The sequence below is a fragment of the Spirillospora sp. NPDC048911 genome, from assembly GCF_043198015.1.
GTDB lineage: Bacteria > Actinomycetota > Actinomycetes > Streptosporangiales > Streptosporangiaceae > Spirillospora.
In genome coordinates this window covers 1-26463 of the sequence record NZ_JBICUD010000001.1, presented here as the reverse complement: position 1 = coordinate 26463, position 26463 = coordinate 1, and the positions used below count along the sequence as shown (strand labels likewise).

At 66.8% G+C, this 26463-nt stretch carries 27 protein-coding genes; 18 read left to right on the top strand and 9 right to left on the bottom strand.

The window, feature by feature from the left end; genetic code table 11:
- The first annotated feature begins 4 nt into the window (after positions 1 to 4).
- From ACGFNU_RS00135 to ACGFNU_RS00120, 4 genes are all read left to right on the top strand, one after another.
- Positions 5 to 769 (top strand): enoyl-CoA hydratase-related protein, encoded by a 765-nt coding sequence (locus ACGFNU_RS00135; RefSeq protein ID WP_392589007.1) that lies wholly within the window; start codon positions 5 to 7, stop codon positions 767 to 769.
- A gap of 118 nt (positions 770 to 887) precedes the next feature.
- Entirely contained in the window at positions 888 to 2813 is a 1926-nt protein-coding gene (locus tag ACGFNU_RS00130) for a rhamnogalacturonan lyase (protein WP_392589006.1), read from the top strand.
- Positions 2814 to 2826: 13 nt separating this feature from the next.
- Entirely contained in the window at positions 2827 to 3789 is a 963-nt protein-coding gene (locus ACGFNU_RS00125; protein WP_392589005.1) for a polysaccharide lyase family 1 protein, read from the top strand.
- 123 nt (positions 3790 to 3912) lie between these two features.
- A complete protein-coding gene (locus tag ACGFNU_RS00120; protein WP_392590958.1) occupies positions 3913 to 4911 on the top strand; it encodes an NBR1-Ig-like domain-containing protein in 999 nt (332 codons plus the stop codon).
- 42 nt (positions 4912 to 4953) lie between these two features.
- On the opposite strand, the gene ACGFNU_RS00115 is transcribed toward ACGFNU_RS00120, so the two are convergent.
- The 3 genes from ACGFNU_RS00115 to ACGFNU_RS00105 are packed head-to-tail and all read right to left on the bottom strand — an operon-like array spanning position 4954 to position 7637.
- On the bottom strand, positions 4954 to 5877 hold the full coding sequence (locus tag ACGFNU_RS00115; RefSeq protein WP_392589004.1) for a SpoIID/LytB domain-containing protein: 924 nt from the start codon (positions 5875 to 5877) through the stop codon (positions 4954 to 4956).
- A 34-nt stretch (positions 5878 to 5911) separates the two neighbouring features.
- Complete coding sequence (locus ACGFNU_RS00110) at positions 5912 to 6787, bottom strand: peptidase inhibitor family I36 protein (protein WP_392589003.1); 876 nt, start codon at positions 6785 to 6787, stop codon at positions 5912 to 5914.
- Between the two features lie 28 nt (positions 6788 to 6815).
- Positions 6816 to 7637, bottom strand: a complete 822-nt coding sequence (locus ACGFNU_RS00105; RefSeq protein ID WP_392589002.1) for a peptidoglycan-binding protein — start codon at positions 7635 to 7637, stop codon at positions 6816 to 6818.
- A gap of 514 nt (positions 7638 to 8151) precedes the next feature.
- Between ACGFNU_RS00105 and ACGFNU_RS00100 the strand changes: the two genes are divergently transcribed.
- Positions 8152 to 8949 carry an SAM-dependent methyltransferase gene (locus ACGFNU_RS00100; RefSeq protein WP_392589001.1) on the top strand — a complete coding sequence of 266 codons (798 nt, stop codon included), beginning with the start codon at positions 8152 to 8154 and terminating at the stop codon, positions 8947 to 8949.
- Between the two features lie 29 nt (positions 8950 to 8978).
- Here the strand turns inward: ACGFNU_RS00100 and ACGFNU_RS00095 are convergent, their stop codons facing one another.
- The 4 genes from ACGFNU_RS00095 to ACGFNU_RS00080 all read right to left on the bottom strand — a co-directional run bounded on the left by ACGFNU_RS00095 (position 8979) and on the right by ACGFNU_RS00080 (position 11581).
- The gene (locus tag ACGFNU_RS00095; RefSeq protein WP_392589000.1) at positions 8979 to 9812 is read right to left on the bottom strand and encodes a hypothetical protein; all 834 of its coding nucleotides are present in this window, start codon (positions 9810 to 9812) and stop codon (positions 8979 to 8981) included.
- A gap of 274 nt (positions 9813 to 10086) precedes the next feature.
- Positions 10087 to 10512, bottom strand: coding sequence for a hypothetical protein (locus ACGFNU_RS00090; RefSeq protein WP_392588999.1), 426 nt, complete (start codon positions 10510 to 10512; stop codon positions 10087 to 10089).
- Complete coding sequence (locus ACGFNU_RS00085; protein ID WP_392588998.1) at positions 10509 to 10922, bottom strand: DUF6114 domain-containing protein; 414 nt, start codon at positions 10920 to 10922, stop codon at positions 10509 to 10511. The genes ACGFNU_RS00090 and ACGFNU_RS00085 overlap by 4 nt, the downstream gene beginning before the upstream one ends.
- A 29-nt stretch (positions 10923 to 10951) precedes the next feature.
- Positions 10952 to 11581 carry a DUF6230 family protein gene (locus ACGFNU_RS00080; RefSeq protein ID WP_392588997.1) on the bottom strand — a complete coding sequence of 210 codons (630 nt, stop codon included), beginning with the start codon at positions 11579 to 11581 and terminating at the stop codon, positions 10952 to 10954.
- A gap of 102 nt (positions 11582 to 11683) precedes the next feature.
- Here ACGFNU_RS00080 and ACGFNU_RS00075 point away from each other — a divergent pair, with 102 nt between their 5' ends.
- Together ACGFNU_RS00075 and ACGFNU_RS00070 are read left to right on the top strand one after the other, a co-directional pair.
- Complete coding sequence (locus ACGFNU_RS00075) at positions 11684 to 13939, top strand: polyprenyl synthetase family protein (RefSeq protein ID WP_392588996.1); 2256 nt, start codon at positions 11684 to 11686, stop codon at positions 13937 to 13939.
- A 52-nt stretch (positions 13940 to 13991) separates the two neighbouring features.
- Complete coding sequence (locus ACGFNU_RS00070) at positions 13992 to 14186, top strand: hypothetical protein (RefSeq protein WP_392588995.1); 195 nt, start codon at positions 13992 to 13994, stop codon at positions 14184 to 14186.
- A 262-nt stretch (positions 14187 to 14448) separates the two neighbouring features.
- Here the strand turns inward: ACGFNU_RS00070 and ACGFNU_RS00065 are convergent, their stop codons facing one another.
- On the bottom strand, positions 14449 to 15861 hold the full coding sequence (locus ACGFNU_RS00065; RefSeq protein WP_392588994.1) for a non-reducing end alpha-L-arabinofuranosidase family hydrolase: 1413 nt from the start codon (positions 15859 to 15861) through the stop codon (positions 14449 to 14451).
- Between the two features lie 339 nt (positions 15862 to 16200).
- On the opposite strand from ACGFNU_RS00065, the gene ACGFNU_RS00060 reads away from it, so the two are divergent.
- Positions 16201 to 17583, top strand: coding sequence for an endo-1,4-beta-xylanase (locus ACGFNU_RS00060; protein ID WP_392588993.1), 1383 nt, complete (start codon positions 16201 to 16203; stop codon positions 17581 to 17583).
- A gap of 18 nt (positions 17584 to 17601) precedes the next feature.
- Positions 17602 to 18948 carry an RICIN domain-containing protein gene (locus tag ACGFNU_RS00055; RefSeq protein WP_392588992.1) on the top strand — a complete coding sequence of 449 codons (1347 nt, stop codon included), beginning with the start codon at positions 17602 to 17604 and terminating at the stop codon, positions 18946 to 18948.
- Between the two features lie 68 nt (positions 18949 to 19016).
- On the opposite strand, the gene ACGFNU_RS00050 is transcribed toward ACGFNU_RS00055, so the two are convergent.
- Positions 19017 to 20186 (bottom strand): MFS transporter, encoded by a 1170-nt coding sequence (locus ACGFNU_RS00050; RefSeq protein WP_392588991.1) that lies wholly within the window; start codon positions 20184 to 20186, stop codon positions 19017 to 19019.
- A 47-nt stretch (positions 20187 to 20233) separates the two neighbouring features.
- Here ACGFNU_RS00050 and ACGFNU_RS00045 point away from each other — a divergent pair, with 47 nt between their 5' ends.
- The 9 genes from ACGFNU_RS00045 to ACGFNU_RS00005 all read left to right on the top strand — a co-directional run bounded on the left by ACGFNU_RS00045 (position 20234) and on the right by ACGFNU_RS00005 (position 26439).
- Positions 20234 to 20593, top strand: coding sequence for a GntR family transcriptional regulator (locus tag ACGFNU_RS00045; RefSeq protein ID WP_392588990.1), 360 nt, complete (start codon positions 20234 to 20236; stop codon positions 20591 to 20593).
- Entirely contained in the window at positions 20594 to 21454 is an 861-nt protein-coding gene (locus tag ACGFNU_RS00040; RefSeq protein ID WP_392590956.1) for a PLP-dependent aminotransferase family protein, read from the top strand. It begins immediately after the preceding gene.
- Positions 21455 to 22209: 755 nt separating this feature from the next.
- Positions 22210 to 22623, top strand: a complete 414-nt coding sequence (locus tag ACGFNU_RS00035) for a DUF6879 family protein (protein WP_392588989.1) — start codon at positions 22210 to 22212, stop codon at positions 22621 to 22623.
- A gap of 11 nt (positions 22624 to 22634) precedes the next feature.
- On the top strand, positions 22635 to 23495 hold the full coding sequence (locus ACGFNU_RS00030) for a helix-turn-helix domain-containing protein (protein ID WP_392590954.1): 861 nt from the start codon (positions 22635 to 22637) through the stop codon (positions 23493 to 23495).
- Between the two features lie 62 nt (positions 23496 to 23557).
- On the top strand, positions 23558 to 23836 hold the full coding sequence (locus ACGFNU_RS00025) for a hypothetical protein (protein ID WP_392588988.1): 279 nt from the start codon (positions 23558 to 23560) through the stop codon (positions 23834 to 23836).
- Positions 23837 to 23944: 108 nt separating this feature from the next.
- Positions 23945 to 24169 (top strand): hypothetical protein, encoded by a 225-nt coding sequence (locus ACGFNU_RS00020; protein ID WP_392588987.1) that lies wholly within the window; start codon positions 23945 to 23947, stop codon positions 24167 to 24169.
- A gap of 163 nt (positions 24170 to 24332) precedes the next feature.
- Positions 24333 to 24770 (top strand): glycine-rich domain-containing protein, encoded by a 438-nt coding sequence (locus tag ACGFNU_RS00015; protein WP_392588986.1) that lies wholly within the window; start codon positions 24333 to 24335, stop codon positions 24768 to 24770.
- Between the two features lie 153 nt (positions 24771 to 24923).
- Positions 24924 to 25562: a hypothetical protein gene (locus ACGFNU_RS00010; RefSeq protein ID WP_392588985.1), complete on the top strand. Its 639-nt coding sequence runs from the start codon at positions 24924 to 24926 to the stop codon at positions 25560 to 25562.
- Positions 25563 to 25938: 376 nt separating this feature from the next.
- Complete coding sequence (locus ACGFNU_RS00005) at positions 25939 to 26439, top strand: hypothetical protein (RefSeq protein ID WP_392588984.1); 501 nt, start codon at positions 25939 to 25941, stop codon at positions 26437 to 26439.
- Positions 26440 to 26463: the final 24 nt, after the last annotated feature.

The window sequence follows — 26463 nt, the reverse complement described above, 5'->3', positions numbered from 1 at the left end:
ACGCATGAACGTCAAGATCGAACGTGAGGGCCGGGTCGTCACCGCGCGGCTGCACCGTCCCGAGGTGCTCAACGCGCTCAACACCGCGCTCATGGAGGACCTGGTCGGCGCGCTGGCGCCGCTCGACCGCGACCCGGACGTGGGCTGCTTCGTCATCACCGGCTCCGAGCGCGCGTTCGCGGCCGGGGCCGACATCAAGGAGATGGCGCCCAAGACGCCGATGGAACTGCTGGACGAGGACTTCTTCGCCGGCTGGGAGACGTTCGCCGCGCTGCGCACGCCCAAGCTCGCCGCCGTGGCCGGCCACGCCCTCGGCGGCGGCTGCGAGCTGGCGATGATGTGCGACGTGATCATCGCGGCGGACGACGCCCGGTTCGGCCAGCCCGAGATCCGGCTGGGCGTGATCCCCGGCATCGGCGGCACCCAGCGGCTCACCCGCCTGGTCGGCCGGGCCCGCGCGATGGACATGATCCTCACCGGCCGCACCATCGACGCCGCCGAGGCCGAACGTGCCGGGCTGGTGTCCCGCGTCGTACCCGCCGCGAGACTCCAGGCAGAGGCCGCCGAGACGGCCGCGACGATCGCCTCGTACAGCAAACCGGCGCTCTTGGCCGCCCGAGAGGCGGTCAACCGCGCCGAGGAGACCTCCCTGCGCGAGGGCGTGCTGTTCGAACGGAGGCTCTTCCACGCACTCTTCGCAGGCGACGACCAGACCGAAGGCATGCGAGCCTTCCTGGAGAAGAGGGAGCCCCGCTTCACGGGCCGATGAGGCGGGGCATGAAATAAGCGAAACGGGCCTACCCCACGATGGGCCGTGACGACTAGGGCTGTGGAAAGCCCTTTCCCGGCGATGCGAGCACCGCCGAGATCCTCCCAAGGGAGAAGTCGTGACACGAGCCCCCCGCCCATCGCCCCGCAGGCACGCCCTGGCCAAACCGCCGCTCATATCAATCGCCCTGGCCACGGCCACCCTCACGGCCGTGGCCAGCCAGGCCAGTGACCACCCGGTCACTATCGCCCACCGCGCCGTCGTCGATTCCCGCGCCGCCGTCGGCCACCGCGCCGTCGTCGACCTGGCCGGCCGTGCCGTGGCGGCTCGGCAGGTCGAGGACCTGGATCGTGGCCTGATCAGCGTGCGGTCCGGCACCGGCAACTACGTCGGCTGGCGCCTGCTCGGCACGGACGCCGCGAGCACCACGTTCAACCTCTACCGCGGCTCCACGCGCGTCGCGTCGGTCATCAACTCGACCAACTACTTCGACGCGGGCGCCCCGGCCGACGCCACGTACACGGTGCGGCCGGTGGTCGACGGCGCAGAGGGCCCGGCGTCCGAGCCGTCGCTGCGGTTCGGTGACGGCACTCTGGATGTGCCGATCCAGCCGCCGTCGTCCACCTACAGCGCCAATGACGCCAGCGTGGGCGACCTCGATGGCGACGGGCGGCAGGAGATCGTCCTCAAATGGGATCCGGCCAACGCCAAGGACAACTCCCAGTCCGGCGTCACCGACCCGGTTTACCTCGATGCCTACCGGCTCAACGGCACCCGCCTCTGGCGCGTCAACCTGGGCCGCAACATCCGCGCGGGCGCCCATTACACCCAGTTCCAGGTGTACGACTATGACGGCGACGGTAAGGCCGAGGTGGCGATGAAGACCGCCGACGGCACCGTCGACGGCACCGGAAAGGTCATCGGCAACGCCTCCGCCGACCACCGCAACTCCGGCGGCTACATCCTGACCGGCCCCGAGTTCCTCACCATGTTCAACGGCCAGACCGGCGCCGCCATGCAGACCGTCGACTACGTACCGGCGCGCGGCAATGTCGGCTCATGGGGCGACACCTACGGCAATCGCGTCGACCGCTTCCTCGCGGGCACCGCGTACCTGGACGGCTCGCGGCCCAGCCTGATCATGGCGCGCGGCTACTACACCCGCTCGGTGATCGCCGCGTGGGACTGGCGCGACGGCCGTTTCACGCGCCGCTGGACGTTCGACACCAGCAGCTCCACCAACACCGGCAAGGGCTACGACGGGCAGGGCAACCACGCGCTGACCGTCGGCGACGTCGACGCCGACGGCCGCGATGAGATCGTCTACGGCGCGATGGCCGTCGACGACGACGGCAACGGCCTGTGGACGACCAAACTCGGCCACGGCGACGCCGCGCACCTCGGCGACTTCGACCCGGCCCGTCCCGGCCTGGAGTACTTCAAGGTCAGCGAAAGCTCCGCCAAGCCGTCGTCCTGGTACGCCGACGCCCGCACCGGCCAGGTCCTGTGGTCCACGCCCGCGAGCGGCGACAACGGACGCGGCGTGGGCGGCGACATCTGGAACGGCCGGCCCGGCGGCGAGTTCTGGTCGGCCGCCGACGGCGACCTGCGCAGCGTCACCGGCAACAACGCCGGCCGCAAGCCGTCGTCGATGAACTTCCTGATCTGGTGGGACGCCGACCCGGTCCGCGAGTTGCTGGACCGCACCCAGATCGACAAGTACGGCCCCGACGGCGACACCCGCCTCCTCACCGGCTCGGGCGTCGCGTCCAACAACGGCACCAAGGCCACCCCGGCGCTGTCCGGCGACCTGTTCGGCGACTGGCGGGAAGAGGTGATCTGGCGGACCACCGACAACACCAAACTGCGGATCCACACAACCCGCGCCGTGACGGACCGGAAGATCTACACCCTGCAGCACGACACGCAGTACCGCGTCGCCCTGGCCTGGCAGAACACCGCCTACAACCAGCCGCCCCACCCCAGCTTCTTCATCGGCGGCCGCATGTCCGCCCCCGCCCAGCCATCGGTCTACACCCGCTAAGAGGAGCAACCCCATGAAGAAGACGCTCATCGCCCTGGCAGCCGCGTCAACCGTCATGGTCGTCGGGTCGTACGAGACGAAGGTGTCCACCCGTCCCGTCGCCGCCGCCGCGCCGGAGAGCAGCCCCGTCGGCTACGCGAGCATGAACGGCGGCACCACCGGCGGCGCGGGCGGCACCACGGTGACCGTCACCAACGCCTCCCAGCTCATCCAGCAGGTCACCGGGGACACCCGCCGCATCATCCAGGTCAACGGGAACATCTACCTGTCCGGGATGCAGAAGGTCGGCTCCAACAAGACGATCATCGGTGTGGGCACCAGCGGCCGCATCACCGGCGGCGGCCTCACCATGGACGGCTCCCGCAACGTCATCGTCCGCAACCTGAGCTTCAGCGGCTCGGGCGACGACGCCATCAGCATCCAGGACGGCGCGACCAATATCTGGGTCGACCACAACGACCTGTCCAAGGCCTACGACGGGCTGCTCGACATTAAGAACGGTTCGGACTTCGTCACCGTGTCCTGGAACCGCTTCCACGACCACGACAAGACAGCGCTGATCGGCCACTCCGACAACAACGGCTCGACGGACCGGGGTCGCCTGCGCGTGACCTACGCGCACAACTGGTTCCAGGGCACCAACCAGCGCCACCCGCGCGTACGCTTCGCCAACCCGGTGCACGTAGTGAACAACTACTACAGCAACATCGGCAGTTACGGCACCGCGTCCACCATGGGTGCGGGCGTGTTCGTCGACCGCAACTACTACGAGAACGTCCGCCGCCCCACCTCCATCAAGGAGGGCGACTCTGCCGAGGGCAACATCCGGGAGTCCGGCAACCACCTGGTGGGTTCGGGGACGATCGTCACCCGCAACCCCGGTTCCGTGGCGGCGATCCCGTACTCCTACCCCGGCGAGTCGGCGTCCAGCGTCAAGGCCACCGTCACCGCGGGCGCCGGAGTAGGCAAGCTCTGAAGCGGAACGCCCCCTCGCCGGATCGCAAGGCGAGGGGGCACGTTTGCCCAGGCTTGTCCGTAAAGATCATTTTGGGGCCTTGAGTGAAGATCGTGGGCGGGTTAGCTTCAGGCGGTGGACGGCATGCGTGCACAGGCGGAGGCGATCGCGGGCTTCGCGACGGTGCTGCGGGAACTGCGCAGGTCAGTCGGCAATCCACCGTTCCGGGAAATGTCAGGTCGGTCCGGGGCGATCTCGCACACGACGTTGTACGAGGCCACCAAGGGCAACAGGCTTCCGAGCTGGGCGACCACCGTCGAGTTCGTCAAGGCGTGTGGCGCGGACCCCGCCGCGTACCGCGAGCGGTGGGAGAGGGCGAACCGGACGGTCAGGTTGACGGCCGCCGGGCGTCCCGCCGCCTTCATGGCCCGTTCGCCTGGTGAACTCGCGGCTTCCGCGGAACGTGATGCCATGCATATGGTCGTGCCCCGATCGGCCGGTGAGCTCCCGGCGTTGGTGCCTGCGCCGGCACTGCCGTCCGACGAGATCGCAGCCGTTGCCCAGCCGGCCCTCCCAGCGCCGATGAGCCGGCGGTTCCGCTCGGCCACGGTCGTGCTGGCAGCGGGGATCGCTGGTGTGGCGACGGTGGTTCTCGTCATGGCCGATCGCGGTTCCGGGCCTGTTGGGAACGTTCCGAAACCGCCCGTCAGCGCGTCGAAGGTCGCGCTCACCGCGGCCGACTGCCCGGTGCACGTCTCCAACCCGGCGCCCGCCCCGCCGACGCACGAGGGCGACGCGGCCATGTTCATCGCGGACGTCACGCTGCCCGACTGCGCGCGCGTCGGCGCCGGCAAGGTCATCACCAAGGTATGGCGCCTCAAGAACGCCGGGACGGTGCCCTGGGAGGGGTATTCGCTGCGTCGCCTCGACCTCCCGCAACAAGCCGATCAATGCCAGACCATCTCCGACGTGCCGATCGACGACACGCCCCCCGGAAAGGTGGTCGACATCCGCACCCATATCACGACGCCGAGGAAACCGGGGTTGTGCTACGTGCGGTTCAAGATGGTGGACGCTTCGGGACGGGTCGCGTTCCCCGGAAACCGGCCGGTCAACTTTCAGGTCATCGTCAAGGGCCCTTAGTTCCCCGCCGTGGTAGGACACGGCGGGGAACTAGTCGCGGATTCAGGAGAGGGCGATCCCGCTGTAGTAGTACCTGAGGATGGTGGAGTAGCTCTGGCCCGCGTTGGCCTTGTCGCGTGAGCCGTACTGGGACATCCAGTCTCCGTTGACCCAGGCGCCGCAGGCGGTCGTCGTGGCGCAGTAGTGGGCCTGCAGAATCTTTCCGTCGCGAGTCATCCGGGTGCCCCACGTCGCGTCCACCGCGGCGTTCGTCGACGCCACCGCGGAGCCGGGCTTGTACACCTGGCTAGAGGTGGTGTCGTAGACGTCGAAGCACTGGCCGCTCGACGTCTTGCGTGTGGAATGCAGCGCCCAGTACCAGCCGAAACTCTTGACGGCCATGGCTCCGGCCTTGAGGGACTCCGCGGGCCAGCTCGTGAGCCATTCGTTGGGCAGAACGTTCTTGACGTAGGTCTCGAAGGACACCCTGTCCACGCGATTGAGAGACACCCGGTACACCAGGATCGTCGTGGGCAGTTTGCTGTCTGTGCCGTCGGTCTTGCACCCCGCCGGGCCGAATTCGTGGGAGGCGTTCTGGTTCTTGAGGCCGGCGTTCAGGTTGCCCTTGGCGCCTGCCGCGAAGTCTTGGTACGTGCCGCTGTAGTTGCTGTTGAAGTAGACCCGGACGGTTTTGGTGCTGCGGTTCCACACCGACGCGGCCTGATTCTTCACGCACTGGCCCTGACCGGTGCCCGCGCCTTTGAAGTCGTAGCAGGAGGGTTGTTCGGTTCCGTAGTCGGCGACCGAGCCGGTGAAGTCGGAGATTGAGCCCTGGTTGTCGCTGTTGTAGTAGTAGCAGAACTCGCCGTTGTCGCATACGCCGTCACGGCTTGCCGCCGAGGCGGGCGATGCCGGAATGATGAGGACGGTTCCGCCCAGCGCCATTGCCGCACCCGCCGCGGCCAGCCGCGCAGTTCTTTTCGACACAGCCGTGCTCCTCTTCTGTGAAGGGCGCAGCGCGCTATCGGACGTTGTAGCCCTGCGAGTTCCAGAACGTCGTCGGGTTCGGGTTGTCCAGCGTCGGGTCGTTGACGCTCTTGGCCGCGTGCGTCTGCCGTCCGAGGCGCATCTCGACGTGCGTGTGCGCGCCCGAGCTGGACGAGATCCCGCGCCACGCCTCGTCCGCGATGACCTGGTCGCGGCTGATCGACTGGCCGACGGCCAGGGCGGACCGCGGAGCGGAGTGCAGGTAGATGACCGTCTTGTTCAGCGAGGAGTTGTAGATGGAGATCGTGGAGAGCCCGCCGCTGCCGTTGGCGCCGCGTGCGATGTAGATGACCTCACCGCTCACCAGGGCGTGCACGTCGGAGCCGATGCCCCGGGCGATGTCGATGCCTTCGTGCCGGCCGGGCGTGGTGGTGTAGCCGTCGAATCCGCAGGTGATGGTGCCGCCGCTCGCGCTGTACAGCCCGTACGACATGTTCGTGCGCGCTGTCGGGCCGAACTCGTGGGAGGCGTTCTGGTTCTTCAGGCTGGCATTCAGGTTGCCTTTGGCGCTTGCCGCGAAGTCTTGGTATGTGCCGCCGTAGTCGCTGTTGAAGTAGACCCGGACGGTCTTGGCGCTGCGGTTCCACACCGACGCGGCATTGTTTTTGATGCACTGGCCCTGACCGCTGCCGGCGCCTTTGAAGTCGTAGCAGGACGGTTGTTCGGTTCCATAATCGGCGACCGAGCCGGTGAAGTCGGAGATTGAGCCCTGGTTGTCGCTGTTGTAGTAGTAGCAGAACTCTCCGCTGTCGCACACACCGTCACGGCTCGCGGCCGAAGCCGGCGAGATGAGGGCGAGCGGTGCCATCGCAACGGTCGTCGCAGTGAGGATTTTGGCGAGCCCACGCATGTCGTTCTCCTTCAGTTCTGCGGACGGTTCAGCTGAGCTGGTACTCCTCCCAAGTGCGGATGGTGACCTTCGGACCGTCGTCCGGACCACGGTCGGCGAGCCCGTTCAGACCGAGGTAGTAGTCGCCGACCTGGTGCTGGGCCTGGCTGGACAGGTCGGTGTCGCTGATGGCGGCGGCGTGGATGTGCCACGGCCAATCGCCCTGATCGGGGTTGCGCACCCATGCCGCGAAGCCGACGCGGCGCAGCGCGCGGGCGGCCGAGGTCCGGGTGGCCGCGCTCATCCCCTCGACCGAGATGTCGACGACGCCGCCACCGTCGTGGGTGCCCGCGGACGTGGGGTCACCGCCGGGGTTGTACGAACCCTGCTCGAGCACGAGGGCGCGGCCGAGCAGCCGCGTCGCCTCGGCCAGCATCTTCTGCGTGCGGGTATTGATGACGAACCCGCCAGTGGACACCCGAGCACCCGGCTCGATGACACGGACGACCGTGAAACGCCCCTCCCCGAGCTTGGCGAGCGACGTCTTTCCCGGCAGGCCGTTGGCGTCGAGGCCGGTATAGCCGAGTGACTTCTGGTACTTCGCGAAGGCGGCGATCGTCGTGGTGCCGAAGTAACCGTCCACCCACTTCGTGTCGAGCAACTGCCGGTCGCGCAATGCTTGTTCGACCAGAAGAACGCTGGCCTGGGCGCCCGGAGTGAGCGTGTCGTCAGGCCGTCGCGGGTCGATCTGCGCCGCCTTGACGGTGGCTTCCATGTTGACGCTCGGAAGCGCCGTGGCCTGTGGCGTCTCAACCGCCCCAGTCAGCAGGACGGTGGCCACGAGCGGAGCGGCGTACGACAGATATCTCATCGTTTCTCCTGGTCACAGGGGAGCCGGAGACCACCGTCACGGAACTGCGCACGTGTTCACAAGAAGATCGGTGTTGTCAGCCTGTTCGACGGACACTCCTGTCCAAATCCGCGCCCGATCTGACAGGCGTCGGACAGGTCGCCGCGCCGGTCAGCGGCCCACAGCGACCCCCTGTCGCGGCCCACAGCGACCCCTGTCGCGGACGTCAGCGACCACCGGTCGCAACCGCTTCCGACACCGACCGTCATGAAGCGGGGATGCCTTGTCTTCCACGGCTCGCCATGGTTCCGGTAGGCCGCCTGGGAGTGCGTGCTGCCGCCGGAATTTCCTTTCCTCGGCGGCCGGTGAGGATCACCTTTCTGACCTGCTCTTCGGCCCTCGATGACGCGGCGGCGGTCGATGCGGGCTCGCATGGTTTGGTGACTTCGGGGTCACTGGAGTGTTAATTGTGCTAGCCCTTGGACAGGTAGATTCCCAAATGGGGCATGCGCAGTGTGCGGGGTGAGTACACGCAGTGGCGACGTTGCCAGGTTTTGATCCGAGCACTCCCAACGAGGCTCGGATCCTCGACTACCTGCTCGGCGGCAAGGACAACTACGCCGTCGACCGGGACGCGGCGAACCGGGCCATCGAGGTGGCCCCGGAACTGCCGATGATGGCGCAGGAGGCGCGCAAGTTCCTTGGACGGGTGGTGCGCTTTCTCGTCGACACCGGCATCGACCAGTTCGTGGACGTGGCGTGCGGGCTCATGACGCGAGGGTCGGTGCACGAGATCGCTCCAGCGGCCCGGGTCGCCTACGTCGACAACGATCCGGTCGTGGCCACGCATGCGCGGGCGCTGCTGGGCGGCAGCGGCCAGCATGCCTTCCTCAGCGCTGACATGCGGGACACCGAAGAGATGCTGGCCGAGCTCGCCAAGCTGCCCCTGCTCGACATGGAGCGGCCGATCGGGATGATCCTGCACTCGGCACTGCCGCTCATCCCCGATGACGACGTGGCGGAGCAGATGGTCGAGCGGATTCGCGAGGCCATGGTCCCGGGGAGCTGTCTGGTGCTCTCTCACGCCATATCCGACCTCCGTCCCGACGTGACCGAGCGGCTGTCGACCCTCTACCAGGACGAGCAGATCGTCGAGGGTAAGAGCCGCCGGAAGAATCTACGGACCAAGGCCGAGGTCGAGCGTTTCTTCGCCGGGCTCGAGTTGCTCGAACCCGGCCTCGTCAACCTTCCCGCGTGGCGGCCGGACCGTGGCGAACCGACGGTCGACCCCGCGTCCGTCTGGGCCGTGGGCGGCGTCGCCCGCAAGCTCTGACCCGCCCGATCAGGACGCCCACGGGCAGGTCACGCCGGAACGATGTAGAGGTGGCTCATCGCCGATCGATGCTTCGAGGCGGAACCCCGCCAGTCGGGCAGGCCGACCGCCGTGCCCTGCACCGCGCCCTTCTCACCGCGCAACCAGTCCACCCGCACGTAGGCGTTGAAGACCGGGGCGCAGCCCCGTGCCTTCGACACCTTGAAGTGCGGTTTGTACAACGGCACTACGGTGTGGTGCACCCAGTAGGGGATCGTCCTCGTGACGCTCGTCGACGAGTTCGTCTGGCAGATCTTCTTGCCCGTCGCGTTCCACTGGTTGACGATCAAAGTGAACCGGGCGGTCGAGGAACCGCTCTTGTTGCACTTGCTGCCGCGCTGGCACACCTGGTACTCCACGTCGCCGAAGACGTTGAGCTCACGGAACCCGGCCGGCACCTTGGTGATCGGCAGCGCGGGCTGCCGCACGTGCCGGCGCTTTGCGTCCACCGGCAGATCGCCGTAGGGCATCTCGTGACCGAGCGGCTTGCCGTTCGCCGCGTTGCGGACGGACTCGCTGGCGAACGCCAAAGAGCCGCCCGCGATCCGCACCGAAGATCTCTGCGTGTAGAGCGAGGCGACCCTTGCGTACGTCGTGCAGGTGGCCGTCGTGGCCTTGCCGGGGTGCAGCAGGAACTTGGTGACGATCCAGGCGTCTTCCCACTTCGGGTTCTTGCCCGTGCCCGCGTAGAGGTTCTGGCCCATCACGAGGTTCTTACTGCCGCCCGGCCACGTGCAACGCACCTCGTTGTCGACCATCGTCCGCACGGTGGCCGCGTTCGCGCGCAACCGCGAGACCACGTACGCGGTCTGCTTCGCTGTCATCGCCAGCCGCACGGTGCCGAGCGCTACGACGTTGTGGTCGATCCCCGATTTCGGCGGGGGAGGGCCGATGACCCGCCTCGGCTTGAACGTGACCGACGAGGCGGCGGCAGTCGACGCGGAGTCGGCAGCAGACTTGGAGGCGTCGGCCGACGTGGAGCCGTCAGTCGACTTGTAAACACCTCAATCAGTCACCCTTGGCGACACACGGGCCAATCTCAAGATTCCCGACAGGGCCGCTCCTTGTTGCCCGCAGTACCCCGAACCCTTCTCGCGCTCAGCCGACGGCCTCTTCGCGATCGAGCACGGCCAGCTGCTGTTCGATCCGATCGGCGTCCGTGGTCCGCTCCTGGACGCGGTTGAGACGCAATGCCTGCTGCCATACGAGACGTGCCTCGGTGCGTCGTTGGAGAGCGGCCAGCGACTGGCCGAGGTGCTCCAGGGGGTCGGCCTCGTAGTAGGTCGCCCCCAGGACGTAGTGCGGGGTGTTGCGGACCGGTGACCGGGCGGTCCACACGGCCTCGCTGGTGCGGGTCAGAATTCGCCGTCTCTGACGTCGGCGAGTGTCACCAAGGAGGTGTTCGTCCTGGACGGCGCGACGGCGCTGCTGGAGGCCGCCCGGCTGCCGCCGGGCGCGGACGTCATCGCACTCACCGCCGCCCAGCTCCGGCCCCCGCCAAGCCAAAGTGAGGGTGGTGTTCATGTGGCGCGTTCGATGTCGCCGTCGAGTTGGGGAGCTTGCTCGGTGGTGTGGTCGCCGGTCGTGGCAGGGACCCAGGCAACGCCCGCAGCGGCGCCGGTCAGGGCCAGGAGGTGGCCGATGAGGAAGCCGCCGAGATTGGCGGTCAGGAAGGCGGCCAATGCGACGATGATGGTGAATACCGAGGTCAGAGCGCGGTGGGTGGGCGCTATCCAGAACAGCGTCCCCAGTCCGATCAGCGCGAGGCCGAGCAGGAGGCTCAACTGCCCGGCGAACCCGCTGTGGAAGATGAGGCCGACGCCGATGACGGGGACGAGCAGGATCTCGACTCCGGCCATGATGGTGCACAGTCCCGCGCCGAAGGGACGGCGATGGCGCCAGGTGTGGAAGGGACGCGGTATGGCATGCGGCATGTTGTCGTGGCCCCCTTTGATTCGGCAGGTCAGAAGCATTCTGGCTCGGTACGGCCGATGGTCAGGTGTGTTCCCTGAGCCGTGAGGGAGGTGCTCACCACGGCCCAGGACTGCGCCTGGACGTCTTCGACGGCGAAGCTGACGGCTTGCAGTCCGTATTGGCCAGGGCTGCCGACGGCGCCGGGGACGGCATCCAGGGTGGCCGCGTCCCGGTTGAGTTGCAGGCTGCCAAGGTCGAGATCGGCCTTGACCGAGGTAGCCGATACCATCAGGTTGCTGACCTGGACCGATGCCTGCTGTTTCGGAGTGTTCAGCCGCAGGACGAACCGCCCGAGCGGCGTGGGTATCACCGAGGACTGGCAAAGGCCCCAAACGCGCCCTGACCTGATCGCGACCACCGTGACCAGGCGCTTGCGGCCGTTGGCGGAGGAGAGCACCGCCGGGTAGGTCGCATAGCCGCTGCCCTCGATCCGGGTCGCCGCCACCTTCATGTCACGGCCCGATACCGCGAAGGAAGCGGCGAGCGTGCCCTGGCTCATCGCCACCACCAGCGCCCCGGTGATCGCAAGGGGAGCGGCGAGCGCGATGACAAAACGCCCCCACCGCAAACGTGCCTGAGCGGAGCTCTCCCGCTGGCGGCCTTGGCGCTCGGATGCCACAGATTCAATTCCTTCCCTGGTTCCGCACCGCGACATGGTTACATAATGTAGCGAGAATTTTACTCTGCGATGTGCCCGGCTGACGATACGGAGCGAGCGGATATGGCGCGTGGGGGCAAGAACCGGTGGCCCGGCGCAGCGGCGCATGGCTTGCGCGTGGATGCCCCGCCACGTCAGGGGACCGGATCCGAGGGATGGTGGTTCAACACCCGCCTGCACGACGGCGACACAGAGTTCGGGCTTGTGTTCTACCTGATACGCCATCAGGGGAAGCGACGTGATGGAACACTTCTGAGCTCGCACGCAGTGGCGTGGTACCGCAGCGACCCGGACGCCGCTCTCCACAACGGCGAGACGTGGCTGGATTCTGCAACCGTGGAACTGACCCGGTCGATTCTCAGTGCAGACCAGGTCATGGACTCGCGCGTCCGGAAAGCCGCCCTAGAGGCGCTGGCCCACAACCGACCACCCCTGCCCGATCGAGAACTTCGTCACCCTGTCCAGATCGGCGCGCGGGATCTGAACCTGAACTTCGGCGGTGTGGGGCGCCTACGCGTGGACGACGACGGCTCCTACCTGCTCAATGCCGACGGCGAAGACAGCGGTTTCGCGTTGCGGCTCCTACCACAGAAGGCGGCCGTCGTCCCGTCGCTCATCGGCGGGTTCGTCCCCGCCGGCGCACGAGCAGGCGCTTGCTGTGTGTCGCGCCTGGCGGTGACAGGGACTGTCCGCCAGGGTGAACGCACCGCGGCGGTGGAGGGCCAGGGATGGTACGAGCGCGTGGTCGGCGGTCCCCAGCCACACCCGGGCCGGACACCCGATGTCTACGACCCGGCGGGGACCTGGGTGGGACTGTGGCTCGACAACGGCTGGGAGGTGGCCGCAGCCCGCATTGTGGACATCGATCCAACCAATGGAATCGGGGTCAGGGTCACCGGACCCACCGCGGTGCTCTGCTCGCCTGAGGGAGAACGCATGGAGGCCGATGCGATCATGACCGGTTCGCGGCCGTGGACATCGCTGGCCACCCTGAACACCTACGACACCGTCTGGGACGTGGAAATCCCGCATCTCCAAGTAAGGCTACGAGTTCGAGCATGGTTTCCCCAGCAGGAGACCCGATCGCTGATCTTCGGAGGGGGGATGCTGCAGGCTCAGGCCGATGCCGAGGGCACCATGGCCGGCCACCCCGTAGGTGGCCAGGGATTGCTGGCTGCTTTCCCCTCCGCCCGGATCGCGGACATCGAACGCTTCGTCGCACGCATCCATGACTCCACCCGCGCCGAAATCGACCGCCTGTATCCCCACGAACCCGAGACGCGCTCGCTGGCCGAGCTGACCGGTCTTGAGGACGAGTCCGAACTGCTGGCCAACGGGGGCACCACGGACCTGCATGCCGCGCTGGTACAGCCGATCCGCCACGTAACGCGAGGAGTGAGCAAGAGCCTGCGGCCCTACATCTTCACCGCGACCCTCGGTCTGTTCGGTGTCGATGGTGAGCGTTACCGGCCGGTGCTGGGCGCCATCGAAGTCCTGCATTCGGCCGCCCTGATCGTGGACGACGTCCAAGACCGTTCACCGGTGCGGCGGGGTCGCCCGGCCGCTCACCTGGTGTTCGGTGAGGCCACCGCCATCAATGCCGCCAACTCGGCCTACTTCATCCTCGCTCAAGTGCTCTCACGACTGCTGCCCGCCGATGACGCGCGTCAGCTACGCATCTCCAAAGACCTCCTGAGGGGACTGCGGGCCGCACACGCCGGCCAGGCACTGGACATCCATGGCCACCACGCGGCAATGGACACCGCCGTCGCGACCGGCAACGCCGAACCCCTGCTTCAACGCATCCGCACCACCCACCGCCTCAAAACCGGAGCCGTGGCACGTGCCGTAGCCGAGATCGGCGCTCATCTCGCCAAGGCGGATACGGCACAGAAGACGGCCGTGGGCAACTATTTCGAAGCGATAGGCCTAGCCTTCCAAATCAACGACGACCTGATGGACCTGCACGGCGTCACCGCCCCGACCGGCACTGGTGAGCGCGCCGTCACCAAACACACGGCAGAAGATCTGAGAGCCGGAAAGGTCACCATGCCGCTCGCCCACGCCGTCGCGCTCGTCCCCGCCGCGCCGATGCGACAGATCTGGCAGGCCGTCCGGGGTGGCGAAGCCGACCTTCCCACCGCTACCAAGATCGCAGAAACCCTGGAGGAATGCGGCGCGATCCACGCATGCCGCCAGGAAGCCAACGACCTCATCGATCAGGCCTGGAAACCCATACAGGTCCTGTTCCCCACCACACACCACTCCATCATGATTCGCGCTCTGGGCGCCTACGCCGCCCAACGCGAACCAGAGTGAACGCGCCGCGATCCCACGCCGCGCCGAGCAGTACTCCGCATCCAATCGCCTGGTGATGGCCGAAGACATCGCCCAAGCGGCGGCGCTGAACGGTGCCGATGGGATCGAGCGGGCCAAGACCGAAGGGGTGTCGCCGGTGGGCCCGGACCTCAAGAGCTGGCACGTGCCGCGGAAGGCCCGCTGCTCACCCAGCCGCCTGACCTCCATCGTCCAGGCCATCCTCACCCATCACCACCAGCCCGAATGAAGATGGAATCAGTTCAGTCAAAGCGGTCAAACATGCAGCCACAGCGCAGATCGCCGCTATCACGATTCGTTTCATGGGAGCCCCCTTTTCGGGGGGTGATCCTAGCCCACCCGTTTCCGTATATATGGATCTTTTGGGAGGTGAACGGGTGTGTCGGCTGCGGTCGCGTCGCAGGTGGAACAGGTGACGTGGGCGGGGCTCGGCCTTTCACCGAGCCCCGCCCACGCCGGCTCCACACCGGAGCCGGACTCATCTCACCCCGTCAACGCTGCAGCGTCAGCAGACCCGGCCGGTAGGGCAGGAGCCCGTAATCGCCGCCGGAGTTGGGGCTGCGCCCCTGGTAGAGCAACTGCAGATTGCAGGGATCGACGGTGAAGGTCTGATCGGCGCTGGTGCGGATCAGTTCGCCGTGGCTGATGTCGTTGGTCCAAGTGGCGCCGCTGTTGGCCTTGCCCGCGAAGGGGTTGCCCTCGGTCGAGGCCTGCGGTGTCCACGAACCGTTCAGGCTGGTGGCCGTGAACGAGCGGAAATAGCGCCCCTGCGAGCCGATCGCCTCGACGAGCATGAGATAGCGGTTCTGGCCCTGCAGCCGGTAGACCTGAACGGCTTCGAACAGGTTGTTCGTCGTATCGCTCATGATGACTGTCGACGTCGTGCCGAAACTGCCGGGAAAATTCCCGATCGGCATACCAGCCCGGTAGATCTTGCCATTGTCACCGGCGAAGAAGAGGTACATGTTCGTGCCGTCGCCGATGAGTGTCTGGTCGATGGGTCCCGTTCCGGAGCCGGAGATGCTTCCGGAGAAGAGCACCTGCTGCGATGACCAGCCATTCGGATTGGTTGGGTCGCTCGACGTCCGGTAGGAGAAGGCGGTTCCACCCCATTGATAGGCCAGCACCCAGATGTTCTTCGGCGCGAAGTAGAAGAGCGTGGGCGCGACGGTGGAATTCGACATCGTGTTCTGACTGGCCGATGCCATCTCCGACCAGTTGGTGAACAGGCCGAAGTTCATCGACCCCCACCTCGTCCCCGTGTCGTGCGTCGTCGCGTAGACGAGATGCCTGCCGTTGTAGGGGGCGACGGTGAAGTCCTTGAGTGAGACCCACCCCGACTTGGGCTGCGCCAGCGGGCCCGTCGACGTCCAGCGATACGCCGACGGAAGATCGCACGTCGAAGGAGCGTCGCCGACCTCGACGAGCCGCCACTGCTGGTTGTCACCGCCCCAGTCGTCGTACTGGACGATGTTCGCGTTGTCGGTGGTGGAGGCGCCCTGTACTTCGAGGGCCTTGGAGCTGTGGCGCGAGACGAGCCGCACGTGGCCATCCGCGCTTTCGGCCAACCGCCACTGCTGGTTGGCGCCGTTCAGGTCGGCCCACTGGACGATCGGGCCGCCGTTGGCGGTGGAGAAGTTGTGGACGTCCAGCACCTTGCCGGAGTGACGCGACTTGACGCGGTAGTAACCACCGCCGGAGTCGGCGAACCGCCACTGCTGCTGGTTCTGATCATTCCTGGTCCACTGGGTGATGCGGGCGCCGTCGTTGGTCGCCAGGTTGTAGACGTCCAGGGCCTTGCCGCTGTTGCGGTTGACCAGGACGTACCACTTGTTCACATCCACTGTCGCGGCCTGTGCGTCGGTCACAGGCAGGAGCATCGACAGCAGGAGCGATGCCAGCACCGCACCGATCCTCAACATCAACTTTTCCTTTCGGATAAACGTTAGCGCTAACATTTACCGCCGAATGGAACCTCCTCTCCTGGGAGGTCAGAGGTGGTGGTGGCCGGGAGTAAATACGAGGCTGTCCGACATCGTCAAGAACCCGGAACCATCGAAAAGTTTCGAACAGAGACCTGGCTGCTGGAGCGCCTATTCAACCTCGGCGGCATTGAAATATTTCAAATCCATTGACGGCTTCTCGGAAAGCTCGCACACTGAGTCCGCGACGCCCTGGTGGTGTGGGCGTTCCCGATACCGGAGCGCGGCGTCTGTTGCACGTTCATTCGTGGAGGAACAGACATGCGCAAGAACGCCATGCCCCGGATACGCAAGTTCGCCTTGCTCGGCGCGACCATCGTCCTGGCGGTGCCGTCCCCGGCCAATGCCGCGGCGAGCACGCTGGGCGCCGCGGCGGCGCAGAACGGCCGCTACTTCGGCGCAGCCATCGCCTCGGGCAGGCTCAACGACACGGCGTACACCACGATCGCGAACCGCGAGTTCAACTCGGTGACCGCCGAGAACGAAATGAAGATCGACGCCACCGAACCCCAGCGGGGCCAGTTCAACTTCACCGCCGGCGACCGCGTCTACAACTGGGCGGTCCAGAACGGCAAGCAGGTGCGCGGCCACACCCTGGCCTGGCACTCCCAGCAGCCCGGCTGGATGCAGAGCCTCAGCGGCAGCACCCTCCGCCAGGCGATGATCAACCACATCAACGGCGTCATGGCCCACTACAAGGGCAAGATCGTCCAGTGGGACGTCGTGAACGAGGCCTTCGCCGACGGCAACTCGGGCGCCCGCCGCGACTCCAACCTGCAGCGCACCGGCAACGACTGGATCGAGGTAGCCTTCCGCACCGCCCGCGCCGCCGACCCGTCCGCGAAGCTCTGCTACAACGACTACAACATCGAGAACTGGACCTGGGCCAAGACCCAGGCCGTGTACGCCATGGTCCGCGACTTCAAGCAGCGCGGCGTGCCCATCGACTGCGTGGGCTTCCAGTCCCACTTCAACAACGGCAGCCCGTACAACACCAACTTCCGCACCACCCTCCAAAGCTTCACCGCCCTAGGCGTCGACGTGGCCATCACCGAACTGGACATTCAAGGTGCCCCGGCCACGACCTACGCCAGCGTGACCAACGACTGCCTAGCGGTCTCGCGCTGCCTAGGCATCACCGTCTGGGGCGTGCGCGACACAGACTCCTGGCGCTCGGAACAAACACCCCTACTCTTCGACGGCAACGGCAACAAGAAGGCCGCCTACACCTCAGTCCTCAACGCCCTCAACGGCACCTCGCAACCCCCGGACCCCGGTTCAGGAACGATCAAGGGCGTGGGTTCCGGCCGCTGCCTGGACGCACCCGGCACCACCGACGGCACCCAGCTCAACCTCTGGGACTGCCACAACGGCACCAATCAGCAGTGGACCTACACCTCCGCGAGCGAACTCAAGGTCTACGGCAACAAGTGCCTGGACGCCGCCGGCACCGGCAACGGCACCAAAGTCCAGATCTACAGCTGCTGGGGCGGCGACAACCAGAAATGGCGCCTCAACTCCGACGGATCCATCGTCGGCGTCCAGTCCGGCCTCTGCCTCGACGCCGCCGGCAACGGCAACGGAGCCCCGATTCAGCTCTACTCCTGCTGGACCGGCACCAACCAACGCTGGACCCGCACCTGACCTGCCAGGGGTGAATCGATGAAGACCTACAGTGCGACGGCCCCGCCGCGAAGGCACCCCCGGTGGTTCACCGTCGCGGTAGCGGCAGCCCTCGCGATCGGCATGCTCATCGCGGTGAATCCTGCGCCGGCCGAGGCCGCGACGGTGGACACCACTGCCTGGTACGTCATGGTCAATCGCAACAGCGGAAAGGCCCTCGATGTACAAGGCTCATCCACCGCCGACGGCGCACGGGTCAGCCAATGGACGCGCAACGACGGAGCCAACCAGCAGTGGCAGTTCGTGGACTCCGGCGGCGGCTTCTACCGGCTGAAGGCGCGGCATTCGGGCAAGGTGCTCGACGTGGCCGGCGCCTCCACGTCCGACGGTGCCGCGATCCAGCAGTGGGCCGACCACACCGGGCCCAACCAGCAGTTCCGCCTGGCCGACTCCGACGCGGGCCACGTCCGGCTGATCAATCGCAACAGCAGCAAGGCCCTAGAAGTACAAGGCGCCTCCACATCCGACAACGCGAACATCGTCCAGTACACCGACTGGGGCGGCGCCAACCAGCAATGGCAGCTGGTCAAGCTGTCGTCCGGTGGCGGATGCGGCAGCGCCCCCACCCTCACAAGCGGTACGTACACGATCCAGAGCAGCGGTCAAAGCCGCAGCTTCATCCTCAGGGTTCCGTCCAACTACAACAACACTCACCCCTACCGGCTGATCTTCGCGTTCCACTGGCGGGGCGGAACCGCCGGCGACGTCGCCTCGGGCGGCACGAGCGGGAGCGCCTGGTCCTACTACGGCCAACAAGAACAGTCGAACGACAGCGCGATCCTCGTCGCCCCCCAAGGCCTCGGCAACGGCTGGGCCAATTCGAACGGTGAGGACGTCACCTTCGTCGACGACATGATCCGGCGAATCGAGAGCGGGCTCTGCGTCAACCCGACCCAACGCTTCGCCACAGGTTTCAGCTGGGGCGGCGGCATGAGCTACGCACTCGCATGCTCCCGAGCGAACGCCTTCAGAGCCGTCGCGGTCCTCTCCGGCGCCCAGATCAGCGGATGCAGCGGCGGTACCCAACCCATCGCCTACTTCGGGATCCACGGCGTCAGCGACTCCGTACTCAACATCGCGCAAGGACGGTCCCTGCGCGACAAGTTCGTCGCCAACAACAACTGCACCCCCCAAAGCCCGCGCGAGCCCGCCTCAGGCAGCCGGACGCACATCACCACGACCTATTCAGGCTGCCGCTACCCAGTCCAATGGGCCGCGTTCGACGGAGGCCACATCCCCGCCCCGGTCGACGGCTCCCCCAACGAGAGCGGCATCGCCACCTGGACCAAGGGAGAAATCTGGAGGTTCTTCGCACAGTTCCAGTGACCCGCAGTGGAGCCAGGATCATCCTGGCTCCACTCCGCCGTCGCACACAGCCTCGGCGAGCACGCGGTCTAGCGATGGCGGGAGCCCCGCCGGTCGGCCAGGACCAGCAGCAGGATCAGTGGCATCGCCATCGCGGTGACGGCGAACGCCGGCGGATATCCCGCCGATGCCGCCATCACCCCGAATCCGACGGCGCCCAGACCCATCCCACCGTCGTAGGCCAGGTTCCACACCGCGCTCACCGTCCCGTACGCCGAGACCGGGACCCGCTCGTACATCAGCGACAGGCTCGCGTTCTGCGCGATTCCCCAGCCCGCGCCGAACACCGCCATCCCCGCCACGACCGTCACCGGGCTGCCGTCCCACACCGGGCCGGCCAGCCCCGCCGCCGCCAGCAACACGCCCGGCGCCAGCAGCCGGGCACTGCCGCGCCGGTCACCGACCCGGCCTGCCCACACGCGCGCTGCCGTCGCCGTGCCCGCCTGGACGAACAGCCCGACCGCGGCCAGCGATCGGTGTGTCACGGCCGACGGCAGGAACGTCACCACCACCCCGGCCGCCGCCGCCGGCACGGCGAAAACCAGCGCCGGACGCGCCAGCCGCCCGTCACGAAGGGCCGCCACGATTCCCAGCGGCGCCTCACGTCCGTCCGAGCCGATCCGGTCGGGCAGCGCCGGGACCACCGCCAGCCCGGCCAATGTCACCACGGCCGCCAGCACGAACACCACCGGATACCCGGCCTGCTCCGCGAGCCACACGCCCAGCGGCAGCCCCAGCACCGCCGGGCCCATCACCACCAGGCCCGACACTCCCAGCGCCTCGCCCCGCCGCTGCGGCGGGACCAGCGCCGCCACCAACGCGCTCCCGACCACCACCGCCACCGCCAGGCCCGCACCCCTCAGCAACGACACCGCCGTGACCACCGCCAGGTCCCCCGATCCTGGGACGACCAGCATCAGGGACGGTGCCCCCAGCAGTACCAGACCGCCCGCCAGCACCCGCCTGTACCCCAGTCGGGACGCCAGTCCCGGCGTGACCAGCTCGGCCGCGACCGTCGCCGCCATCAGCGCCGCGGTCGCCACGCCCGCCCCCGCCTCGCCGACCCCCGCTGACGCCGCGTACAGCGGCACCACCGACAACAGCAGGTAGAACCCGGTCATCGCCCCGAAATTGCACACGAACACCAGCGCGAGACACCTGCTGATCAGCCGTGGCCGTGCCGCCACCGTTTCGCTCATACCGCCGACCGTAGGAGTCCAGGCGGGCTGCGCTAAGGTCCAATTTCATGTCGATCGAGTGGGCCGGTTGGAGCCCGCGGCTGCTGATCGCCCTCGACCGGGACGACCCCGATCCGCTTCGTGTCCAGCTCGAATGCGGTCTGCGTGACGCCATCCGCAGCGGCCGGCTGGCCCCGGGCGAACGGCTGCCCTCCTCCCGCGAACTCGCCCGTCAGCTCGGCGTCTCCCGCGGGCTGGTGCAGGACTGCTACGGCCAGCTGCTGGCCGAGGGATACCTCACTGCCCGCATCGGATCCGCCACCCGCGTCGCCGCCGTCTGTGAGTCCATCACCCCGGCCCCCACGCCCCGGCTCGCCGTCGACTTCCGCTCCGGCGTCCCCCGACCTGGCCGCCTTCCCCCGCGATGACTGGCTCTGGGCCCAACGCGAGGTCATCCGCACCGTCCCGACCGCCGACCTCGACTACGGCGACCCCGCGGCAGCGACCGGCTCCGCGAGGTCCTCGCCGCTTACCTGCGCCGCGTCCGCGCCGCCGCCGCGGAACCCGAACACCTGGTCATCTGCGGCGGTTTCGTCCAGGGCCTCGACCTGCTCCTGCGCACTCTCGCCCACGCCGGGCACCACGCCATCGCCGTCGAGGACCCCGGCTACGGCGACGACAAGACCCGCGCCGCCATTACCGGCGCGGGTCTGCGACCGGTTCCGGTCCCCGTCGACGACCGTGGCCTGGACGTCGCCGCCCTCGCCGCCGCAGACGTCCGCGCCGTCCTGGTCACCCCCGCCCACCAGCGGCCCACCGGCGTCGTGCTCACCCCCGAACGCCGCCGCGCCCTCACCACCTGGGCGGCGGCCCGCGACGCCCTGATCATCGAGGACGACTACGACGCCGAGTTCCGCTACGACCGCGAACCCGTCGGTTCCCTGCAGGGCCTGGCCCCGCAACATGTCGCCGTCCTCGGCACCGTCTCCAAGTCACTGGCCCCCGCGATCCGGCTCGGCTGGGTCCTCGCTCCGCCGCCGTTCACCGAACGGGTCGCCCGCCAGAAGAGCATCTCCGACCGAGGCTCACCCGTCCTGGACCAGCTCGCCCTCGCCGCTCTCCTGCGTTCCGGACGCTACGACCGTCACCTGCGCCGGACACGAACCACCTACGCCGCCCCGCCGAGGCGCCCTCACCGACGCCCTGGCCCGCCACGCCCTCGCCGTAACCCTCACCGGCCTAGCCGCCGGCTTTCACGCCGTCGCCCATCTGCCCGCCTCTACCGATGAGCAAACCGTCGTCACCGCCGCCCATTCTCGCTCCGTCGGCCTCTACGGCATGAGCCCCTACCGCGCCGACCGAACCACCACCCCGCCCCAGCTAGTCCTGGGCTTCGGCAACCTCACCGAACACACCATCGAGACCGGCATTCAAACCATCGCCGACCTCCTCCAATAACCCCCACCCGAGCCGCGGTGATCAGACCCAGCCACTGGAGTACGAAGAGTTCGAACCGGACCGACCGCCCCAAGCTTTGCCGCACACGGCAGCCAGTCAACCGGCCGCCCACCAGGTCAGCTCTCCCCACCCGGTCCAACGAAACAACACTGAACACCACAGTGGGCATACGCAACACTCTCGCGTATGCCCAGGTCAGAGTAGGTGGGTCGCGTGGGACTCGAACCCACAACCTACGGATTAATGAGGGGCATTCCGGTCCCCTCCCGTTCTGTTACGGATCGGCTGGTCAGCGGGAGACTTGGCAGGTGAAGAGCCGGTTTGCCGCCCGTGGGCCATGATCCTTCTTCGGTCGGTTCCGGTCTGTTGGAGTCCCAGTAAGCCCCCTCCGTGGGGATTGAGTGGGGATCATGGGACCACAGGAACACGCCCCAGACACAGCGGAGCCCCCGCGTGGCTGGGGGACTCGACCGGGGCTGCACCCTTGTTTCCTTGAGGGGAAGACCAGAGCCCTTGACACTCGCGAAGGCGCTGCCGGAGGCTGCCAGGGGACAACATCAGGCAACCAACTCGCTGGGAGTCCGGCATGGCACTAGATAAGGAAGGGCGTCCTCAGCCGGAAGTGCCGGTAGGCAGCGCGTTCCAGAGAGCCGTACAGGACGCGGTGGCGCGAGGTGTGCAGGTTCGCCGAGTACGGATCGTCTCCGAGCCCGTGAATGAGTATGTGCGGTGGGAGCACAGCATCACAGCGGAACACAACATCGCCATAGGCGAATCCGTTCGCTGGCTCTCTCGTTCACTCGCTTCTACGCTGGCGCTTCCCGGAAACCCGTTCTGGGTCTTTGACGGCAGACTCGTTCGCTTCTCCGTCTTCGATGGAAATGGAAACGTTGTAGGCCATCAGTTCAGCGAGGCCCCAGAGGTTGCTTCGCTTTGTTCCTCAGCTTTCACGGTCGCGTGGGATCTCGCCACCGACCATGAGGACTACCCGCTCGATTGATTCGCGAACCGGTGCCGTCCTCTTCTTCCTCCAGCGCTCAGCAGGCCCGACAAGCGCTGGCCGACCAACTTCGGGAGATCCGCCACAGTGCGGGTTTGAGCGCCAAGGAGCTTGCCCAACGGGCGGGCTGGCATGGGAACTCCAAGGTAAGCAAGATCGAGCACGGTACACGGCCAGCCTCAGCCGAGGACGTCAGAACTTGGTGCAACATCTGCGGTGTCTCTGAGCAGCGCACCGAAGAACTGCTTTCCGAACAGCGCTCAGTCGCCGGAATGTGGGTCACCTATCAACGACTCAACCGCGCCGGACTCAAGCAGGCTCAGCAATCGGTCAGGCCAATCTACGAGCGGGCCTCCTTCATTCGCGCCTACCAGTCGCGAACGTTCCCAGGGCTGATACAGACCGCAGCGTTCACGACCACGACGCTGCAACAAGTGCGTCTGCGGCAAGGGGTCCACATCGACGATGTAGCCGCTGCCGTTGCGGAGAGGATGGATCGTCAGCGGGTCCTGAGAGAGGGCAACCGACGCTTCGTCTTCATCCTCGAAGAGGCCGTGCTCCGCTACCGCCTCACCGGACCGGCCGCTCACGCTGAGCAACTCGGCCACCTTCTCGAAGTGATGAAGCTTCCAGCGGTGTCACTCGGGATCATCCCGATGGATGCCGACCGTCTACAGGCGAGACCTGCTGAAGGCTTCGTCGTCTTCGGCAATGAACAGGTGTCAGTGGAACTCATCTCCGGCTACCTGAAGCTCACGCAACCGAGCGAGGTCGAAGCGTACGTGCGGGAGTTCACTGGTCTGGCGAACGCCGCTGTCTTCGGCCAGGCTGCCCGCGCTCTTATTGCCAACGCCCTGGCTGCCCTCGCCTAGTTGGGGGCAATGTTGGGCAACCTCGTTGAGGTGGCTTCCAACAGGTCCGTAGCGTCCAGGTCATGAGCTTCGACCGGCACCACAACAGCGAAACTCCTTCCCTAACGCCGCAGCAGCGGGCGGAGGTCCTCCGGCAAAAGCATCGGGGGACGTGGATGGTCTTGTGGTCGATCTACGAGAAGTGCTTCATCGTCTACCCAGTCTGGTTCGGCAGCGGGGGTTGCACTGTCCGTGGAGCCGATGAGACGGAGCTAGAGCGGAAGATGACCGAGACGCGCCAGGCGGACCAGCCGCTTTCGCTGAACTTGGAGGGCCACACGTTCTACGGGCGGCAAGCATGAGCTGGGTTCCTGGCAACCTGGCTGAGATCGCGGCGGGGATCCTCACATACGGCGCCCTATGCCTGGCTGTTGGTGCGGTTCTGGGCTTCATCGCGGGGAGCCTGTGAGATGGATGGCGCGACGCCTGAGCAGCTTCAACGGATCGTGTTGCGGCTTGCGTTGAACGTGGCGAAGGCGGCCTACGAGGAGGCCCTGCTACGGCACGGGATGCTCAAAGGCACGGTTGAGCTGATCCACGCCTACGCCGACCACAACCTTGCCGACCTGGAGGACACCCCAAGGGGCTTCCAGATGACGTGCTGGAGCGGCTGCTGGACGCTGCCGAGCATGTGATAGCGGGCTGCCCCAAGTGCGTTGACGCGCCGGAGCATTCCCCGCCGTAGAGATTCCTCCGGGCGGGTGGTGTCACTTCGTTTTCAACGACACCGCAACCCGCCCGTCCGGAGGTTCAGACGCGGTAACCGGCCGCGTCCTGAGGCTTCTTAGGAGGAAGCCGATGCCCGTTCACGTGACCCCGACTGTCACTGATCCCCGTGACCTGATCGACTCGGAGGCGTTCGGTCGGCTCGTTGATGGTCTCGCGAGAGAGAACCTGCTGAGTTCGGCTCTGGCCGACCGCGTCATGGTTCAGACGCTGGGGTTCCTGTTCGCCTGCGCCAACAACGAGGGCGCCAAGCTGGCCCCATCGCGGACGGTCGACATGGGATGGCACATGTTCATCCTGCACACCCGCGAGTACATCGAGTTCTGCGATCGGGTCGCGGGCCGGTACGTCCACCACGTGCCCGAGAGCGGCGCGTTGGAGGTCCACGCGCCTGCGGTCGCCACTACCCTCGCAGCCATGCGGGATCTCGGCCTGCCGGTCGATGACGAGCTGTGGCCCGTGGTTGGCGATTGCTCGCAATGCCACGCCGGATGCACCGACTCACCCTAGGGACTGACGTTGCCCCGTACCCCTTGGCTCAAGCTTCCCGCTGAACTGCGTACCGCCGTAGAGGCTCACGCGGGCAAGGTGGATCGGGAAGACCCCTCGGATGCTGGGATCAATTCCCAGATCACTTCGACTCTGCACACGGCGCGGGGTCGGGTGTTCGTCAAGGGGACGGCTGATGAGCGGGCGCGCAGAAGCCTACGCAACGAGGCTGCGGTCAACCCGCATGTGGCTGCGCTCGCCCCCCGGCTTCTGTTCGATGTGGAGGCCGGGGGATGGCGGCTGCTGGGGTTCGAGCACCTGGACGCCCGACCCATCGACTACGGCCCTGGCTCTGAGGACCTGCCGAAGCTCGCTGAGCTGATCGGGCACCTTCAGCAGACCCCGCGACCTGCGGTCACGACGTTGCCGTTCGAGCGTCGTTGGTCCCAGCTAGGAGACGCCGGGCTGTTGGCCGGTGATGCGCTGCTGCACACCGACTTCAACAAGGCGAACGTCCTCATCACCCAAGAGCGGGCCTATCTGGTCGATTGGGCCTGGAGCTGCAAAGGCGCCGCCTGGGTGGATCTGGCGTTCCTCACGGTCCGCCTGATCGCTGCTGGCCACCACCCCGCCGACGCTGAACAATGGGGGGCTCAGCTCCCCGCGTGGAAGACCGCACCCGCCGAAGGGATCGACACCTTCGCCAGGCTCCACCTTCGGCTGTGGGAACAAGCCGTACAGCGAGAGCCCCGACCCGCCTGGGTCGAACTAGCGGCCACCGCTAAGACGTGGGCCGCCTACCGGGGTTTGTAGGGTCTGGCACCCAGCTCACGACCCCGGCTGGACCGAGCTGCGGCCAGTTTCGCGTCGATTGTTTGTATGGAGTCCACAAGCCAGGTGTTTACACGGCCTCCCGAGGCCGGCTGATGGTTCGGACCGTTTACACGCGGTGCCCCTCCGGACTTTATTCTTAACCAGCCGCCGTGAAGGCACGTACGTGGACCGCAAGAAGGGAGCGATCCTCTTCAAGGACCAAGCGGCATAGTGGCTGGCCTCCAAGCACGACATCGATCAGGACAGCAGTCGGCAGATCTACGAGTCTCAACTCAAGACGATCAACAAGCTGATCGGGGACAAGCCGCTGTCAGCGCTCACGCCCGAGGCGCTCCAGGAGTTCGTCAACGCCATCGTGGCCCAGGGCAACCAGCCCAAGCCGTACTTCCAGCGCGTGTGCGCCATCCTGCGCGACGCCATCAACAAGGACGTGATCGTTCGGAAAGACCCGAAGGTCGGGGTCATCCTGCCGACACCTCCGCCGCGTAAGCCGAAGTCATTGACCAAGGCTGAGTTCGCGGCGGCGGAGAAGGCGCTGAGCGCTGACCCGACGCTGAAGGCGGTCTTCACCGTGCTTGCCGAGACCGGCGGCCGACTGTCGGAAGGCTTGGAGCTGTGTGTCGATCAAATCGGCGCCGACGACATCACCCGTGACCGTCAAGTCCGCAAGCACCACGAGACCAAGGAGTGGTACCTCAAGGAGCCCAAGAGCCGCGCCGGGGTCCGGACGGCCGTCCTCACCCCTCACCTGTCCAACGTGCTGACTGCCTATATGGAGGCTAGCCGGGGGCTTACCCCTGAATGTGGACACCGGTTTCAGACGGCGGTTGCCAGGCTACCTGCGGTTTTCTCGTAGTTGATCGGTGATGTCTGGCCGAGC

What these genes read in the sequence shown, in the direction of transcription:
- ACGFNU_RS00135 (WP_392589007.1), top strand. Translation starts at nt 5, where the DNA reads ATGAACGTCAAGATCGAACGTGAGGGCCGGGTCGTCACCGCGCGGCTG.
- ACGFNU_RS00125 (WP_392589005.1), top strand. Translation starts at nt 2,827, where the DNA reads ATGAAGAAGACGCTCATCGCCCTGGCAGCCGCGTCAACCGTCATGGTC.
- ACGFNU_RS00120 (WP_392590958.1), top strand. Translation starts at nt 3,913, where the DNA reads ATGCGTGCACAGGCGGAGGCGATCGCGGGCTTCGCGACGGTGCTGCGG.
- ACGFNU_RS00110 (WP_392589003.1), bottom strand. Translation starts at nt 6,787, where the DNA reads ATGCGTGGGCTCGCCAAAATCCTCACTGCGACGACCGTTGCGATGGCA.
- ACGFNU_RS00105 (WP_392589002.1), bottom strand. Translation starts at nt 7,637, where the DNA reads ATGAGATATCTGTCGTACGCCGCTCCGCTCGTGGCCACCGTCCTGCTG.
- ACGFNU_RS00095 (WP_392589000.1), bottom strand. Translation starts at nt 9,812, where the DNA reads ATGACAGCGAAGCAGACCGCGTACGTGGTCTCGCGGTTGCGCGCGAAC.
- ACGFNU_RS00090 (WP_392588999.1), bottom strand. Translation starts at nt 10,512, where the DNA reads ATGAACACCACCCTCACTTTGGCTTGGCGGGGGCCGGAGCTGGGCGGC.
- ACGFNU_RS00085 (WP_392588998.1), bottom strand. Translation starts at nt 10,922, where the DNA reads ATGCCGCATGCCATACCGCGTCCCTTCCACACCTGGCGCCATCGCCGT.
- ACGFNU_RS00075 (WP_392588996.1), top strand. Translation starts at nt 11,684, where the DNA reads ATGGCGCGTGGGGGCAAGAACCGGTGGCCCGGCGCAGCGGCGCATGGC.
- ACGFNU_RS00060 (WP_392588993.1), top strand. Translation starts at nt 16,201, where the DNA reads ATGCGCAAGAACGCCATGCCCCGGATACGCAAGTTCGCCTTGCTCGGC.
- ACGFNU_RS00055 (WP_392588992.1), top strand. Translation starts at nt 17,602, where the DNA reads ATGAAGACCTACAGTGCGACGGCCCCGCCGCGAAGGCACCCCCGGTGG.
- ACGFNU_RS00050 (WP_392588991.1), bottom strand. Translation starts at nt 20,186, where the DNA reads ATGAGCGAAACGGTGGCGGCACGGCCACGGCTGATCAGCAGGTGTCTC.
- ACGFNU_RS00045 (WP_392588990.1), top strand. Translation starts at nt 20,234, where the DNA reads ATGTCGATCGAGTGGGCCGGTTGGAGCCCGCGGCTGCTGATCGCCCTC.
- ACGFNU_RS00035 (WP_392588989.1), top strand. Translation starts at nt 22,210, where the DNA reads ATGGCACTAGATAAGGAAGGGCGTCCTCAGCCGGAAGTGCCGGTAGGC.
- ACGFNU_RS00025 (WP_392588988.1), top strand. Translation starts at nt 23,558, where the DNA reads ATGAGCTTCGACCGGCACCACAACAGCGAAACTCCTTCCCTAACGCCG.
- ACGFNU_RS00020 (WP_392588987.1), top strand. Translation starts at nt 23,945, where the DNA reads ATGGATGGCGCGACGCCTGAGCAGCTTCAACGGATCGTGTTGCGGCTT.
- ACGFNU_RS00015 (WP_392588986.1), top strand. Translation starts at nt 24,333, where the DNA reads ATGCCCGTTCACGTGACCCCGACTGTCACTGATCCCCGTGACCTGATC.